13 protein-coding genes are annotated in these 16,117 nt (G+C 54.4%); 10 read left to right on the top strand and 3 right to left on the bottom strand.

Annotated features, from left to right (window positions below; genetic code table 11):
- Window positions 1–17 precede the first annotated feature (17 nt).
- Together GE278_07475 and infA are read left to right on the top strand one after the other, a co-directional pair.
- On the top strand, window positions 18–752 hold the full coding sequence (locus GE278_07475; protein QLK60610.1) for a leucyl/phenylalanyl-tRNA--protein transferase: 735 nt from the start codon (window positions 18–20) through the stop codon (window positions 750–752).
- A 93-nt stretch (window positions 753–845) separates the two neighbouring features.
- Window positions 846–1,064 carry a translation initiation factor IF-1 gene (gene infA, locus GE278_07470; GenBank protein ID QLK60609.1) on the top strand — a complete coding sequence of 73 codons (219 nt, stop codon included), beginning with the start codon at window positions 846–848 and terminating at the stop codon, window positions 1,062–1,064.
- Window positions 1,065–1,297: 233 nt separating this feature from the next.
- Here the strand turns inward: infA and clpA are convergent, their stop codons facing one another.
- The gene (gene clpA / locus GE278_07465; GenBank protein QLK60608.1) at window positions 1,298–3,580 is read right to left on the bottom strand and encodes an ATP-dependent Clp protease ATP-binding subunit ClpA; all 2,283 of its coding nucleotides are present in this window, start codon (window positions 3,578–3,580) and stop codon (window positions 1,298–1,300) included.
- Between the two features lie 27 nt (window positions 3,581–3,607).
- A complete protein-coding gene (gene clpS, locus GE278_07460) occupies window positions 3,608–3,928 on the bottom strand; it encodes an ATP-dependent Clp protease adapter ClpS (protein QLK60607.1) in 321 nt (106 codons plus the stop codon).
- Window positions 3,929–4,311: 383 nt separating this feature from the next.
- Here clpS and cspD point away from each other — a divergent pair, with 383 nt between their 5' ends.
- Together cspD and GE278_07450 are read left to right on the top strand one after the other, a co-directional pair.
- Complete coding sequence (cspD, locus tag GE278_07455) at window positions 4,312–4,533, top strand: cold shock-like protein CspD (protein ID QLK60606.1); 222 nt, start codon at window positions 4,312–4,314, stop codon at window positions 4,531–4,533.
- A gap of 287 nt (window positions 4,534–4,820) precedes the next feature.
- Window positions 4,821–5,810 carry a DUF535 domain-containing protein gene (locus GE278_07450; GenBank protein QLK60605.1) on the top strand — a complete coding sequence of 330 codons (990 nt, stop codon included), beginning with the start codon at window positions 4,821–4,823 and terminating at the stop codon, window positions 5,808–5,810.
- On the opposite strand, the gene GE278_07445 is transcribed toward GE278_07450, so the two are convergent.
- A complete protein-coding gene (locus GE278_07445; GenBank protein ID QLK60604.1) occupies window positions 5,807–7,540 on the bottom strand; it encodes a DUF2813 domain-containing protein in 1,734 nt (577 codons plus the stop codon). The two genes, GE278_07450 and GE278_07445, sit on opposite strands and share 4 nt — an antisense overlap.
- 189 nt (window positions 7,541–7,729) lie before the next feature.
- On the opposite strand from GE278_07445, the gene GE278_07440 reads away from it, so the two are divergent.
- From GE278_07440 to GE278_07415, 6 genes are all read left to right on the top strand, one after another.
- Window positions 7,730–8,629 (top strand): DUF340 domain-containing protein, encoded by a 900-nt coding sequence (locus tag GE278_07440; protein ID QLK60603.1) that lies wholly within the window; start codon window positions 7,730–7,732, stop codon window positions 8,627–8,629.
- A 177-nt stretch (window positions 8,630–8,806) separates the two neighbouring features.
- Entirely contained in the window at window positions 8,807–10,459 is a 1,653-nt protein-coding gene (gene hcp / locus GE278_07435; GenBank protein QLK60602.1) for a hydroxylamine reductase, read from the top strand.
- Between the two features lie 6 nt (window positions 10,460–10,465).
- Window positions 10,466–11,479 (top strand): NADH oxidoreductase, encoded by a 1,014-nt coding sequence (locus GE278_07430; GenBank protein ID QLK60601.1) that lies wholly within the window; start codon window positions 10,466–10,468, stop codon window positions 11,477–11,479.
- A gap of 187 nt (window positions 11,480–11,666) precedes the next feature.
- Window positions 11,667–13,388, top strand: coding sequence for a ubiquinone-dependent pyruvate dehydrogenase (gene poxB, locus GE278_07425; protein QLK60600.1), 1,722 nt, complete (start codon window positions 11,667–11,669; stop codon window positions 13,386–13,388).
- A 90-nt stretch (window positions 13,389–13,478) separates the two neighbouring features.
- The gene (gene ltaE, locus GE278_07420) at window positions 13,479–14,492 is read left to right on the top strand and encodes a low-specificity L-threonine aldolase (protein ID QLK60599.1); all 1,014 of its coding nucleotides are present in this window, start codon (window positions 13,479–13,481) and stop codon (window positions 14,490–14,492) included.
- 78 nt (window positions 14,493–14,570) lie between these two features.
- Complete coding sequence (locus GE278_07415) at window positions 14,571–16,013, top strand: DUF2867 domain-containing protein (protein ID QLK60598.1); 1,443 nt, start codon at window positions 14,571–14,573, stop codon at window positions 16,011–16,013.
- The last annotated feature ends 104 nt before the right edge of the window (window positions 16,014–16,117 follow it).

Genomic DNA, 16,117 nt, shown 5'->3' with positions numbered 1-16,117 from the left:
GCCGGATAAGGAGACCTATGCGGTTAGTTAAGCTCGAGGCCAGTTCTGTACATTTTCCGGATCCTGATACTGCATTGCCGGACCCCAACGGCCTGCTGGCTATCGGTGGTGACCTCACATCGCCGCGCCTGCTTTCCGCTTATCAGCACGGAATCTTCCCCTGGTTCGAACCCGGCGAAATGATCCTCTGGTGGTCACCCGATCCGCGGGCTATTTTAGTGCCCGAGGAACGCCACATCAGCCGCAGCTTACAGAGATTTATGCGTAAAATGCCTTTTCGTTTTACGCTCAATCGCTGTTTTGAACGGGTGATCCACGCGTGTGCAATTGAACGGGAAGATGGCACCTGGATCGGGCCGCTGGTTCAGCGCGGTTATCAGGAATTGCACGAAGCCGGACACGCCCATTCCCTTGAAGTCTGGGAAGGCAATGAACTGGTGGGCGGTTTGTACGGTGTTTCCGTCGGCGGGCTATTTTGCGGCGAGTCGATGTTCAGCCGCCGTGAAAATGCCTCGAAGTGCGCGCTGATGATGTTTTGCCAACATTTTTCCCGCAATGGTGGAGAACTGATTGACTGTCAGGTGCTCAACCCTCACACTGCGTCGCTGGGTGCGAGAGAGATCCCCCGCCGCCAATTTTTGCAGCAGTTATCCGAACTTTCGCAACGCGCGTTAGCGCCGGATTGCTGGTTGCCACAAGACTTATCCCCACATGATGAAGACCTGCCGGTGTTCCCGAAGGATAGGGAATAGGTGCGGTCATGAACCATACTTCTTTACATAATGTGGGTTTTTCGGCATTATCTTGCCGGTTAAAAACTATGGTAGTTAGACCTAGAGGATTCGATGGCCAAAGAAGACAACATTGAAATGCAGGGCACCGTACTTGATACGCTGCCAAACACTATGTTCCGCGTAGAATTAGAAAACGGACACGTAGTTACCGCACACATCTCCGGTAAAATGCGTAAGAACTATATCCGCATCCTGACGGGCGACAAAGTCACTGTAGAGCTGACCCCGTACGACCTGAGCAAAGGCCGCATTGTCTTCCGTAGCCGCTAATAAACGGCTCACTCATCGCTGATTTTCCGGCGATACCTGAGGATACCCTCTTCGCCCTTCCTGCAGTTGCAAGGGCGTTTTGTGGTATCCGCAATTCGGCATTTAGTTTCATTATCCTTTCTGCTTATTCCTCATTAACGAACGTTTCATAAAGAATTTTCAGAAAGAAAAAAGGCGATGTTTTCACATCGCCTTTTGTTTGCCTGAAGTTTTCGGCTTATCTCAGCAGCAGATCAATGCACAGCGCCTTCCGGCTTTTTCTTCTGCGCACTCATGAAGTGGTAAGTCAGCTTATCGGCTTCCTTATCAAGCGCCACCGAGACCGAACCGCCATCCACCAGTGAACCAAACAGCAGTTCATTGGCGAGAGGTTTTTTCAGGTTTTCCTGCACGATACGTGTCATCGGACGCGCACCCATCGCACGGTCATAGCCTTTCACAGTCAGCCAGTCGCGGGCTTCATCGCTGACTTCCAGCGAAACGCCTTTGGCATCCAGTTGCGCCTGCAGCTCGACAATAAATTTGTCGACTACCAGCTGGATCACTTCCGTAGACAGATGGTTGAACCAGATCACGTTGTCCAGACGGTTACGGAATTCTGGCGTAAACACTTTCTTGATCTCTTCCATAGCATCAGGGCTGTTGTCCTGATGGATGAGGCCAATGGATTTACGTTCGGTTTCACGCACACCAGCGTTGGTGGTCATGACCAGAATCACGTTACGGAAATCGGCTTTGCGCCCGTTATTATCGGTCAGCGTACCGTTGTCCATGACCTGCAACAGCAGGTTGAAGACATCCGGATGCGCCTTCTCGATTTCATCGAGCAGCACGACGGAGTGAGGATGTTTCAATACCGCATCCGTCAGCAAACCGCCCTGATCAAAACCGACATAACCCGGAGGCGCACCGATCAAACGGCTGACCGTATGACGCTCCATGTATTCCGACATATCAAAGCGCAGCAGTTCGATATCCAGTGCTTTGGCCAGCTGTACCGTGACCTCAGTTTTACCCACACCGGTAGGGCCCGCGAACAGGAACGAACCAACTGGTTTACGATCCTGCCCCAGACCTGCACGGCTCATTTTGATCGCTTCAGTCAAAGCTTCAATAGCAGGATCCTGCCCGAAGACCAGCATTTTCAAGCGGTCGCCCAGATTTTTCAACACATCGCGATCGGTCGCAGACACGGTTTTTTCCGGAATGCGGGCGATACGCGCCACCACGCTTTCGATATCGCTGACGTTAACGGTTTTCTTGCGTTTGCTGACCGGCATTAAACGGCTGCGCGCGCCCGCTTCATCAATAACGTCGATAGCTTTGTCCGGCAGATGACGGTCATTGATGTACTTGACCGACAGCTCCACCGCCGCACGCACCGCTTTCGCGGTATAGCGGACATCATGGTGCGCTTCATATTTGGTTTTCAGGCCATTGATGATTTGCACAGTTTCTTCGACGGTTGGCTCAACAATATCAATTTTCTGGAAGCGACGTGCCAGAGCACGGTCTTTCTCAAAGATATTGCTGAATTCCTGATAGGTCGTGGAACCAATCACCCGGATCTTGCCGCTCGACAGCAACGGTTTGATCAGGTTTGCCGCATCCACCTGACCGCCGGACGCCGCACCGGCACCGATAATTGTGTGGATTTCATCAATAAACAGGATGCTGTTCTTATCCTGCTCCAGTTGTTTCAGCAGTGATTTGAAACGTTTTTCGAAATCACCGCGGTATTTGGTGCCCGCCAGCAGCGAACCGATATCCAGAGAATACAAGGTGCAGTCGGCCATCACTTCCGGCACGTCGCCCTGTTCAATTCGCCATGCAAGACCTTCAGCAATCGCTGTTTTCCCGACGCCGGATTCGCCCACCAGAAGCGGGTTGTTTTTGCGGCGACGGCAGAGCACCTGAATGGCGCGCTCCAGTTCTTTGTCACGGCCAATCAGCGGATCGATGCCACCAACACGCGCTAACTGGTTAAGATTAGTGGTGAAGTTCTCCATACGATCTTCCCCCGCCGACTGCTCTTCGTTAACTGGGTTTTCCGCATTGTTTGGCGCCTGGCTACCCGATTCATCTTTACGGGTGCCGTGCGAAATAAAGTTCACCACATCAAGGCGGCTGACATCATGTTTGCGCAGGAGATAGGCGGCCTGAGACTCCTGTTCGCTGAAAATAGCGACCAGAACGTTGGCGCCGGATACTTCGCTGCGGCCAGAAGATTGCACGTGGAATACCGCACGTTGCAGAACGCGCTGGAAACTCAGCGTAGGCTGGGTGTCACGTTCCTCTTCACTGGCGGGTAAGGTAGGTGTGGTTTGCTCGATGAAGGCTTCCAGCTCCTGGCGTAATGCCACCAGATCAACTGTACAAGCTTCAAGCGCTTCACGGGCAGCAGGGTTGCTGAGCAATGCCAGCAACAGGTGCTCCACGGTCATAAACTCATGCCGGTGCTCACGGGCTCTTGCGAAAGCCATGTTGAGACTGAGTTCAAGTTCTTGATTGAGCATAGGCACCTCCCAAATAGATTGCCTTAATCAGGCTTTTTCCAGCGTACACAGCAACGGATGCTCATTCTCCTTGGCGTACTCATTTACGTGTGCGACCTTGGTTTCGGCGACTTCGGCGGTATAAACGCCGCATATCGCTTTGCCTCTATAGTGCACCTGGAGCATCAGTTGCGTTGCACGTTCAATATCATAAGAAAAGAACTTTTGCAGAACGTCAATCACAAATTCCATTGGAGTGTAATCGTCGTTGTTTAATATAACTTTATACATAGATGGCGGTTTTACCTCATCCTTTTGCTTATTCGCCGTCAAATGTTCAAAATTTAGCCAGTCTTGTTTGTCGCCCATTGCCTGCTCATCACCTGTAAAGATCGTATTGGATGCTAAATACCTGACGTGAAAGCGTTCTGCGGGGCTCCACCAGGATATTTCCCCATTTTACCATCTCTTGCATCGCGGCGCCGCTGCACAAAATGTTCACTTTGCCATCAGCCTCGCTGGCATAAATTTAACAAAATATGTCAATAGCGTTACCTGCTTCAAAGTTTGGTTATCTGCTCCCTGATGACAAATGCCCTTCCCTTGATCTCTAACCGGTTTCCACTAGAGTGTAAATTCGTGAGTTGGACGTCTTTTGAGCAGGTTTTTTCCGCCGCGTTCTCGCCTTCCCGCTCACTCAACTGGCTTTCAACTCTTTACTACCAGACTAGTCATAAGAGGGATGGAGAAGCATGCTGACGGGTACTGTTAAATGGTTCAATAATGCTAAAGGCTTTGGCTTCATTTGCCCGCAAAATGGCGGTGAAGACATTTTTGCCCACTACTCCACGATTCAGATGGAGGGTTACCGGACGTTAAAGGCAGGCCAGCAGGTCAACTTTGATGTTCATGAAGGCCCAAAGGGGAATCATGCCAGCCTCATTATTCCAGTGGAAAGTGAAGCGGTCGCCTGACCGGTTCTGTTCTGTCTGTTCGATTAAAAGCCAATGCTGGTCACTCACTGACTGGCATTTTTTATTTATGGGGGAGAATGCTTCTGGCTTCAAGTCCTCAATGCAAATTAAAGTACATTTTTTAGACACCGATTGCTAAGACACGATACAAAACAAATTAAATCTAAACACAATCTCAACAAATCGCGTTCATTTCCTTCATCATTTTACCCGTTGCATGCCTGTTTATGGTTGGCCTGTTGAAATAGCCGTTATTGAAATCCGGCCCGATATAACAGGTAAATACCATGACGACATTCAGTTACCCTTCCGAAGAAAAGGCCCTTCTTTCCGGCCTTCAGTTGATGATGGCGTTGGTTTCCCAGCGTCTGGTGCCTGGACCTTCGTGGAAATTGCCGCGCTACCGTTTTAAATTCCTTTTCCGCGCGCTGACCCAGCCGCGCCGCACCTTTGGTATGCTGGATTATCTGGCACATCACCCGCAGCGCGATGAGATCCTCGAGGCACAGCCGAGTCTGCCATGCAAATTGCATCGCGTTTATCAGGCGTCCAACATCACGCCGAAAGAGGCGATGAAACGCATCACCGATCACTATGACATGATCGGCCACTGCCTGCCGGAGGCGATTAACCACGGTTATCTGAATAAGAAACCGATGGCGATCGCTACCCTCACCGGTAAGGAAGAGCAGCGTTACGCCATCACCTTTAACTCCGTCAGCCGTCTGGATAAAGAAGGCGAAGCCACACTGACCTTCAACAATCCGCAGGGCGAGCCGATCGCCATCGTGACCTTCTCTTTCATCTATTATCAGAGCCAGCCAACGTTGTTCATCGGCGCACTTCAGGGCCCGAAAGCGCAGGTTGATCATCAGGAAATCCAGAAAGCGACCAAAGCCTGCCATGGTTTATTCCCAAAACGTCTGGTGATTGAAGCGCTGACCACGCTGGCAGAGCTCGCGGGCATGACGCAGATTGTGGCGGTGGGCAACCACACACATATCTATGAAAACCCGCGCTACAAAAAACGCAAGGGCATGGTATTTGCCGATTACGACAGCTTCTGGGAAACCATGGAGGCGAAACAGGGCGAAGACGGCTATTTCCACCTGCCGCGCCAGATAGCCCATAAGCCTCTGGAGGAAATCGCCAGTAAACGTCGTGCGGAATACCGTCGCCGTTACCAGCTGTTAGATGATTTAGAAAGCCAGATCCGCCAGACGTTCTCCAACGGACATGGACATCAGGTCATCGTGGTTGAGAGCCGCGCCGCCTAATCCGCCCTGCCGCGTGCCAGCCAGGCGACGCGGGAAAACATTTGCCGCAGCAGCGGAGGGATCGAAGAGATCCCTCGCAGCGAAGCCGACTGAGCGACATCTATCGCCAGATCCGGCTTCGAACTGCGGTGAATGGCCTTATCGATAATCCTTCTCGGCGACATCTGCACGTTTTCTGGTATCGCCGAGTGTTTGCGATATACATCTTCAAACCCTTCACGATAGAGAAAATATTCAATGTCCTGAGTCGGCAGCGAGGTCAGCCGGTAGCGCAGATTGTCATCGTGATTCTCCACATTTGCCGTCACGGTCGCCGCGTACTTGCGACCTGCTTCATCGCCGTCCACCAGCACATGCCATTCGATACCCATCTGCCGGGCGAAGCGCAGCAATGGTTTCAGCCCGCACTGGGCAAATTCAATGACCTTAATTCCTTCAGACTCGAAATGATAACCACACTGGCGCGCCAGCTGATTGAGCAGCCAGACTTCGGTTTCGCCTTCCACCAGCAACCAGCAACGGGCGAAGAGCGATGACGGGCGATTAAAGCGGATATGAAATGCAATGCGACGACTGTCTTCCATACTCAACCCTTCCGGGCCGATGGCGTAGGCCGCGACGCGCGATGATTCGCGCACCAGACGACAAATTTGCTCGACCGGTACCAGCGACATCAGGTCGCCGGAGTTGGTGGTGGTAATGCGCTGTAAAGGCAGTTGATCAAGCAATCCCCACGCGACCGACAGCATAATCGGATGCAGGCGGGTTTCGGGGTCTTCAATCAGCAACAACGGTCGCGCATCCGGATGCAGCACCACCGAGCCTTTGGCCTGTAAGAGCGTGGAGAACATCCCCAGCAACATCACGCGCATGCTGCGGCTGTTCGGCTCAGCAATCATCCGGTTGATATTATCTAAAGAACGCCATGCCCGTCGGCTTTCGGCGCGACCATGACGCTTCTGCTGCCACGGCGCACTGTTGGATGTCCCCTGCTCGGCAAAGTAGTGCTCCAGCAGTTGCTGCATGGCCGAAAGTCCGCTGCGCAGTTCGCTGTTGGTCAGCGACTGCGGGTTATGCACCAGCCCGCGCGTCAGCTCATCGAGCTTCTGCGCCAGCTGTTCATTATTCGCTGAAAGGCGCGGTGCCAGCGTTTCGCTGCGCAGACGGCGGATAAAGCGGGCATCACGCAGGCGTAAAACCGGATTGATACGGATCAGCGCCTGCGCCAGCGGATCGATGGTGGTCAGATTGAGCGGCTGTCCGTTGGAGGAAAGGAAACTGCGCAACGTCATCACGCTGCCGTCATCATCCAGTTCGCCTTCAAGCCGGTAATAAATGCGGTTCAGGCGGTCTGGGCATTTTACCCACAATGGCGACAGCGTATTAAAGCGCGGAGACATATGGTGTCCGGCCTGATTTTCACAAAAGGTAAACACAATGTGCAGATACTGTGATTTAGATTCCTTTTCTCCTGCAGGAAAATAGAAATCTTCTTCTTTGAAGCAGTAGAGTTTTGGTTCAGGCGCGAGCAACAGGGTCAGGGCATCCAGCAGACTGGATTTACCCCAGGCGTTTTCCCCGATTAATACGGTATTGGTCAGAAAGGATTCGGTCTGCCCCTGATGTGCTGAGCCGGTTATCGATGCGCCACGTTGTGCGGGCTGAGTCAGTGTCAGAGAAAGCCGGTTAATACCACGAAAACCGACAATATCAATGTGTTCCAGATACATCAGACGCCTCCTGTGCGCTCATTACATTCCTGAGCATGGCGTGAAAAATCGGTTCGCGTCAAGGTTGTCCGCGGATCTCTGTGTACCGAAGCTGCTTTACAGTCAGATAACTTTTGGTTAGCGTGTCGGGCGGTATTTTCTGTGCCGCGCTCCTCTCATGGAACCTCACTTTTCAGGGATTTTTACCTCATGTATTCCGGCCTGTTGATTATTCTTTTGCCGCTGATCGTCGGTTACCTTATTCCGGTCAAAAACCGGTCGTTGCTAAACATCGTTAACCAGATGCTGAGCTGGATGGTGTACGTCATCCTGTTCATTATGGGCATCAGCCTGGCCTTCCTCGATAACCTGAGTACTAATTTACTGCTGATTTTCAAATACGCCGCCGTCTGTTTCTTGTGTATTTTTGTGATGAACTACGCCGCGCTGTGGCTGCTCGAACGCCGCCGCCCCTGGAAAACCCAGTTTAAACAGGAAAAATTACCGTCGCGTTTACACATGGCGCTTGAGTCACTTAAATTGTGCGGCGTAGTGATTGGCGGCTTCGCACTCGGTCTGACCGAATGGCACTGGCTGACGTTCGCCTCACAGGCCAGCGAAATAGCGCTGCTGTTCCTGCTGGCGCTGGTGGGCATTCAGCTGCGCAACAGCAGTATGACGTTGCGCCAGATCATTTTGAATCGTCGCGGCATCATCGTCGCATTGGTGGTGGCATTAAGCGCACTGATCGGCGGGGCTGTAGCCGCAATGCTGCTCGGCCTGCCGCTGAAAACCGGACTGGCACTGGCCTCCGGTTACGGCTGGTATTCCCTTTCCGGTATTGTACTGACTGACTCGTTCGGGCCGGTCATCGGTAGCGCCGCGTTCTTCAACGATCTGGCGCGCGAACTCTGCGCCATCATGCTGATCCCGACCTTAGTACGCAGCAGCCGTTCCACCGCGCTCGGCCTGTGCGGCGCGACGTCGATGGACTTCACGCTGCCGGTCTTACAGCGCAGCGGCGGGCTGGACATGGTACCGCCAGCTGTCGTTCACGGCTTCGTGCTTAGCCTGTTGTCACCGGTACTGATGGCTTTTTTCTCCGCCTGACGCCCTGTTTTCCCGCGGCACTTTGCGGCGGGAACTTTCCTCTTCAGTCCCTCCAAAAACTTGCGATAAATCAACTCCGCCTCACATTGTCTTAAAAACGCTTCATTTCTGAGCCTGTCGGTCTTAGTCTTATTTTAAAACAAGCATTTTAAATGCAACTTTAAAAAGGACCTGATAATGTTTTGTGTGCAATGTGAACAAACAGTCCGTACCCCGGCGGGCAATGGCTGCGCGTATGCGCAGGGAATGTGCGGAAAAACCGCAGAAACCTCTGATTTACAAGACTTACTGGTGGCAGTACTTCAGGGCTTATCAGCCTGGGCGCTGACCGCTCGCGGATATGGCATCGTCGATGAAGAGATCGACAGCTTCGGCCCGCGCGCCTTTTTCTCCACGCTGACCAACGTTAACTTCGACTCTGACCGTATCGTCGGGTATGCCCGAGACGCCATTATTCATCGCGAATCTCTGCGCGTGCGCTGCCGCCTGATGGATCCGGAAATCACCGTAGACCATCCGCTGGCCGCACTGGAACTGGTCAGCGAAAACCTGAGCGAGCTGCAACAGCAGGCTCAGCAATTTGCGCTGAACGATGACAAAGCACGCGTCGGCGACGATATTCACGGCCTGAGGATGCTGTGTCTGTACGGTCTGAAAGGCGCGGCGGCTTATATGGAGCACGCGCACGTACTCGGTCAGGCTGACACGGCGATTTACACCGAATATCACCGCCTGATGGCATGGCTCGGCACTCAACCGGCGGAAATGGGTGAGTTGCTGGACAACGCCATGGCGATCGGCAAGATGAATTTCGGCGTAATGGCGATTCTGGATAAAGGCGAAACTGACGCCTACGGCCATCCGCAGCCGACTTCCGTAAACGTCCGTCCGCTGGCAGGCAAGGCGATTCTGATTTCCGGCCATGACCTGAAAGATTTGCAGATGCTGCTGGAGCAAACCGCCGGTACCGGTATTAACATCTACACCCACGGCGAAATGCTGCCTGCACACGGCTATCCTGAGCTGAAAAAGTACCCGCATCTGGCCGGGAACTACGGCAGTGGCTGGCAGAATCAGCAGGTAGAATTCGCGAAATTCCCCGGTCCTGTGGTGATGACTTCCAACTGCATTATCGATCCAAACATTGGCAATTACGGCGACCGCATCTGGACGCGGAGTATTGTCGGCTGGCCGGGCGTGCAGCATCTGGAAGGGGAAGACTTTGCGCCGGTGATCACGCAGGCGCTGCAGCTGCCGGGTTTCCGTTACAGCGAAATTGAGCAGGAAATTTCCGTCGGTTTTGGCCGTCAGACATTACTTGGCGCGGCGGATACCGTGATTGATCTCGTCGCCGCCAAGAAGCTGCGCCACATCTTCCTCATCGGCGGGTGCGACGGCAGCCGCAGCGAGCGCAGTTATTTCACCGATCTGGCAGTCAGCGTGCCGAAAGATTGCCTGATCATGACGCTGGCCTGCGGCAAATACCGCTTCAATAAGCTGGATTTTGGCACCATTGAAGGACTGCCGCGCCTGCTGGACGTCGGTCAGTGTAACGATGCCTATTCCGCCATAATTCTGGCGGTGAATCTGGCAGAAAAACTGGGCTGTGGCGTTAATGAGTTGCCGCTGAGTCTGGTGCTGTCGTGGTTCGAACAAAAAGCCATTGTGATCCTGCTGACCCTGCTGTCGCTCGGCGTGAAGAACATCGCCACCGGCCCGACCGCCCCTGCTTTCCTCACCGATAATCTGCTGGCGATTCTGAATGAAAAATTCGGTCTTCGGGCAATCACTTCGGTGGAGCAGGACTTGTCCACCATGCTGGCGGAGTAAACCACGATGAATTTTCCGTTATTTCCCGATCAGCCAACAGCGCTGTGTCAGAACCGTATGCAGGTGTATTCCGTCATGCAGGAAACGCCTGACGTGTGGACAATTTCGCTCATCAGTCATGACGTTTATCACTATCGTCCGGGACAGTTTGCGCTGGTAAATATCGGCCAGCGCGGCGATATGCAGCGGGCGTATACGCTGTCGTCAACACCCGGCCTCAGCCCGTTTATTCAGCTGACAGTGCGCCGCATCACCGGCGGCAGCGGCTCCGGCTGGCTGACGCAGCAACTGAAGACGGGCGATTATGTCTGGCTTTCAGACGCTCAGGGTGAATTTACCTGCGACACCGCACAGCCTTTATTGCTGCTCGCGGCAGGCTGCGGCGTGACGCCGGTGATGTCCATCGCGCGTGACGTGCTGGCGAACTGCCCGGCACAAAGCGTGCAGGTATTTTACAGTGTACGTACCCCGCAGGACGTCATTTTTGCCGCCGAATGGCAACGGCTGGCCGCTCAGTATCCTCAGCTTAGACTGATCATCCTGTCCGAGAAGGATGCCCTGCCAGGTCAGGTCGCCGGGCGTCTGAGCCAGGATCTCCTGCAAAGTCAGGTGCCGGACATCCGCTCACGGCGTGTGATGATTTGTGGCCCGGCACCCTATATGACGCTGGCCGGTAACTGGGCGGCAGAGCTTGGCGTTCCGGCGGAAAATATCGTCAAAGAGCAGTTTCAGGCAGCCGAAACCGAGGTATCTGAGGATCAGATGCTGACGCTTACCCGCCTGACGCCGCTGGCCAACTATCGCGTTGCCGTTGGCACGACGCTGCTGGCTGCCATGGAGCAGCACAAACTGCCTGTGACCGCCGCCTGTCGCGCCGGAGTCTGCGGCAGCTGTAAAACCCGCGTTCTCAGCGGAGATTACCAGACGACCAGCCGCATGACGCTGACGGACGCCGACGTCGCACAGGGTTACGTGCTCGCCTGCAGCTGTCAGCTTCAGGGCGACGTTACCCTCGCCTAATCCCCGCAATCCTCTGCCCGCTCATGACTTCTTACAGTCTGCGCGGGCATATTTACAAATCTTCACCCCTCTCCTTAGCCTATTTTTGTATGGTTTAACCTCTGTCATTCACCGCGAAAATGTCACCGCGAATTCATGGACTATGATTAACGCATTCATTTTTGATGATTAACTGAGGGAACACAGAATGAAAGAGAGCGTAGCGTCATATTTAGCTAAAACTCTGGAAGCCGCGGGCGTAAAACGCATCTGGGGCGTCACCGGGGATTCACTCAACGGGCTGAGCGACAGCCTGAACCGCATGGGCACTATCGAATGGCTGGGCACGCGCCATGAAGAAGTCGCCGCATTTGCCGCCGGTGCCGAAGCGCAAATCACCGGTGAGCTGGCGGTCTGCGCCGGTTCCTGCGGGCCGGGCAATCTGCATCTGATCAACGGCCTGTTTGACTGCCACCGCAATCATGTGCCGGTCGTCGCTATTGCCGCCCACATCCCTTCCAGCGAAATCGGCAGCGGGTATTTTCAGGAAACCCATCCGACCGAACTTTTCCGCGAATGCAGCCACTATTGCGAAATGGTGACCAACCCCGAACAATTGCCTCAGGTACTGGCCATCGCCATGCGCAAAGCGATTCTTAACCGCGGTGTGTCGGTGATTGTATTACCGGGCGACGTAGCGCTGAAACCGGCCCCGGAAGATGCCAAAATTGGCTGGTATCCGCCGGTGCTGCCGCGTGTTATCCCGCAGCCCACCGAGCTTGAAAAACTGGCGGAACTGCTGAATGGCGCCACCAATATCACCATGATGTGCGGTAGCGGCTGCGCGGGCGCACACGATGAAGTGATCCGTCTGGCGGAAACATTAAAAGCACCGGTGGTGCACGCGCTGCGCGGCAAAGAACATATCGAATGGGATAACCCGTACAGCGTCGGCATGACAGGGCTAATTGGTTTCTCCTCCGGTTTCCACGCCATGATGAACGCCGACACGCTGATACTGCTCGGCACGCAATTCCCTTATCGCGCGTTTTATCCGACTGATGCCAAAATCATTCAGATCGATATCAATCCGGGCAGCATCGGTTCGCATTGTCACGTGGATATGGCACTGGTTGGTGACATTAAATCCACGCTGACTGCCCTGCTGCCGCAGTTACAGGCGAAAACCGAACGCAAGTTCCTCGATAAGGCGCTGAAGCATTACGCGGACGCGCGCAAAGATCTCGATTCGCTGGCGACCCCAAACGACAAGCAGGCGATCCACCCGCAGTATCTGGCGCAGCAAATCAGCCGCTTCGCCGCGGCCGATGCCATTTTCACCTGTGACGTTGGCACCCCGACTGTCTGGGCGTGCCGTTATCTGCAAATGAATGGTCAGCGCCGCTTGCTCGGATCCTTCAACCACGGTTCGATGGCCAACGCCATGCCGCAGGCGATTGGCGCGCAGGCAATCGACCGCTCGCGTCAGGTGGTGGCACTGTGCGGTGACGGCGGATTTTCCATGCTGATGGGTGATTTCCTGACGCTGGCGCAGCAAAAACTGCCGGTGAAACTCGTCATTTTCAACAACAGCGTGTTGGGTTTTGTGGCGATGGAAATGAAAGCCGGTGGCTACCTGACCGACGGCACCGAGCTGAAAAATCCGAATTTCGCCGCGATGGCCGAAGCTGCTGGCATCAAAGGGATCCGCGTGGAAAAAGCCTCTGACGTTGATGCTGCCTTGCAGGACGCCTTTGCCTACGAAGGTCCGGTGCTGGTAGATGTCGTCACCGCCACCGAAGAACTGGCAATGCCGCCGCAAATCAAATTCGAGCAGGCCAAAGGCTTCAGCCTTTATATGCTGCGCGCGGTGATTAGCGGTCGGGGCGACGAAGTCGTCGAACTGGCAAAAACCAACTGGCTGCGATAACCCCGACAGAGCTATAGTGGAGAATCAGGCGGGCTTAGGCAGCTCGCCTTTTCCTACACTTAACATTCATCCAGCAGAAGGAAGCCGACGTTGATCGATTTACGCAGTGATACCGTAACCCGCCCCAGTGAAGCTATGCGTCAGGCGATGGCCCGCGCTGAAGTCGGCGATGATGTCTACGGCGATGACCCGACGGTAAATGCTTTACAGGACATGGCGGCAAAACTGTGTGGTAAAGAAGCTGCGCTGTTTTTACCGACCGGTACCCAGGCCAACCTGGTGGCATTGCTGACCCACTGTCAGCGCGGCGAAGAATATATCGTCGGCCAGAAAGCCCACAACTATATGTATGAAGCCGGTGGCGCAGCCGTGCTCGGCAGCATACAGCCGCAGCCGCTGGATATGGCCGCCGATGGTTCCATTCCGCTGGATAAAATCGCCGCCGCGATTAAACCCGATGACATTCATTTCGCCCGCACCCGTCTGCTGAGCCTTGAAAACACGCACAGCGGCAAAGTGCTTCCGCTCGATTATCTGCAAAAAGCTTATGCGTTCACCCGCGAAAAAGGGCTGGCGCTGCATATTGACGGCGCGCGTATCATGAATGCCGCAGTAGCTCAGGGCGTTGAGCTGCGCGAAATCACCCAGTATTGCGATACCCTGACCATCTGCCTTTCAAAAGGTCTGGGCGCACCGATAGGCTCGCTGCTGGTCGGCAGCAAAGAATACATCCACCGCGCCAACCGCTGGCGCAAAATGACCGGTGGCGGCATGCGCCAGTCGGGCATTCTGGCCGCAGCGGCCATTTATGCGCTGGAAAACAACGTCGCGCGTCTGAAAGACGATCACGACAACGCGCAGTGGCTGGCAGAAGAGCTGACCAAACTGGGCGTGGAAATCGCCGAACCGGGCGCACAGACCAACGTGCTGTACATCAGACAACGTGCTGAGCTGGCCGAAAAGATGGGCCCGTGGATGCGCGAGCGCGGTGTGATCATCAGCGCCGGTCCGCTGACCCGCGTGCTGACGCACATCAACATCAGTCGTGAGGATCTGCAAAAAGTCGTCGCCCTGTGGCAGGAATTCCTGCACGAACACGCCTGATATCGCCCTGCCTGCGGTGCTAACCACAACGTTACCACCGCAATTTCATGATTCATTTGACCTTTAGCAAAACGGATTATGCACATGCCACGGATCGTCATACTCGGTGCCAGCGGATATATTGGCCAACACCTGACTGCCCACCTGAGCCAGCACGGTTTTAAGGTCACTGCCGCCGCGCGCCGCCTTGAATGGCTGCAACAACAGAAATGGCAAAACGTCCGCTGCTGTTTTGCCGATGTCTACCAGAGTAAAACACTCGCGGCTGCGTTCGAAGACGCAGAAGTGCTGGTGTATCTGGTTCACGCCATGACCGAAGACGACGATCTGCTGGAAAAAGAGCGGCAGGCTGCGCAGCATACCTTGCTGGCGCTGAAAGACTCGTCCATCAAACATATTGTCTATCTTGGCTCGATGCAGCCGCAAGACAGCGATTCCCCGCATTTACAGGCGCGAAAACTGACCGGCGATTTACTGCGCATGAGCAATATTCCGGTCACCGAGCTGCGCGCAGGTATTGTCATCGGCGCAGGGTCTGCCGCGTTCGAAGTGATGCGCGACATGGTCTATAACTTGCCCGTGCTGACGCCGCCGCGCTGGGTACGCTCCAAATCCTCGCCGCTGGCGCTGGAAAATCTGCTGGTCTATCTGCGCAATCTGGTGACCTTGCCCGCGACGGATAACCGAATTCTTGAAGCCGCCGGACCGGAATACATCAGCTATCAGGCGTTGTTTGAACGCTTTATCACCCTGAGTGGAAAACGCCGCTGGCTGATCCCCATTCCGATGCCGACGTCATTTGTCTCAGTCTATTTTCTCAGCCTGATCACTTCGGTACCGACGCCACTCGCCAAAGCGCTGATTCAGGGGCTGAACCACGATCTCCCCGCTGACAGCGCAGAGTTACAAACGCTTATCCCTCAGGAACTGATCTCTGTCGATGAAGCCATCCGCAGCACCCTGGAAAAAGAAGAGCATCAGGTGATGGATTCGCCGGACTGGGGATACGATGCCGACGCACGGGAGCGCTGGCGTCCGGGCTACGGTTTTTACCCCAAGCAGGCCGGATTTACGCTGGAAACCTCGGCTTCGAAAGCGGCATTGTGGCAGGTGGTGCAACAGCTTGGCGGTCGCGAAGGCTATTTCTATGCCAACGGGTTATGGAAAACGCGGGCGCGTATGGATGATTTACTCGGCGGCGGCGTAAAGTATGGCCGCCCCGATCGTGAATTCCTGAAATTAGGTGATAAAATTGATGGCTGGAAAGTCATCGGTCTGAAACCGCAGCGCGAACTGGTACTGCTCTTTGGGATGAAAGCGCCGGGACTCGGGCGGTTAACCTTCACCATTACCGACAATGGCGAAAGCCGCAGCCTTGATGTCCGCGCATGGTGGCATCCGGCGGGTTTCCGCGGCCTGCTCTACTGGTTTAGTATGATGCCCGCTCATCAGTTTATTTTCCGTGGCATGGCGAAGCGTATCGCCAGTCTCGCGCGACAGAAAGATCGTTGCGGACGTTAAAGGGTTATTTAACGCGCTTTCAGACATTGCTCACGCCCTTTCCCATTGCAAGCCGCACAAATTCACGAAAGAATGGCACCCTTATTGCTCATGGGTGCATTCTA

The sequence above is a fragment of the Enterobacteriaceae bacterium Kacie_13 genome (assembly GCA_013457415.1).
GTDB lineage: Bacteria > Pseudomonadota > Gammaproteobacteria > Enterobacterales > Enterobacteriaceae > Rahnella.
Note: the sequence above shows the minus strand (reverse complement) of the source record. Positions and strands in the feature narration are given on the sequence as shown.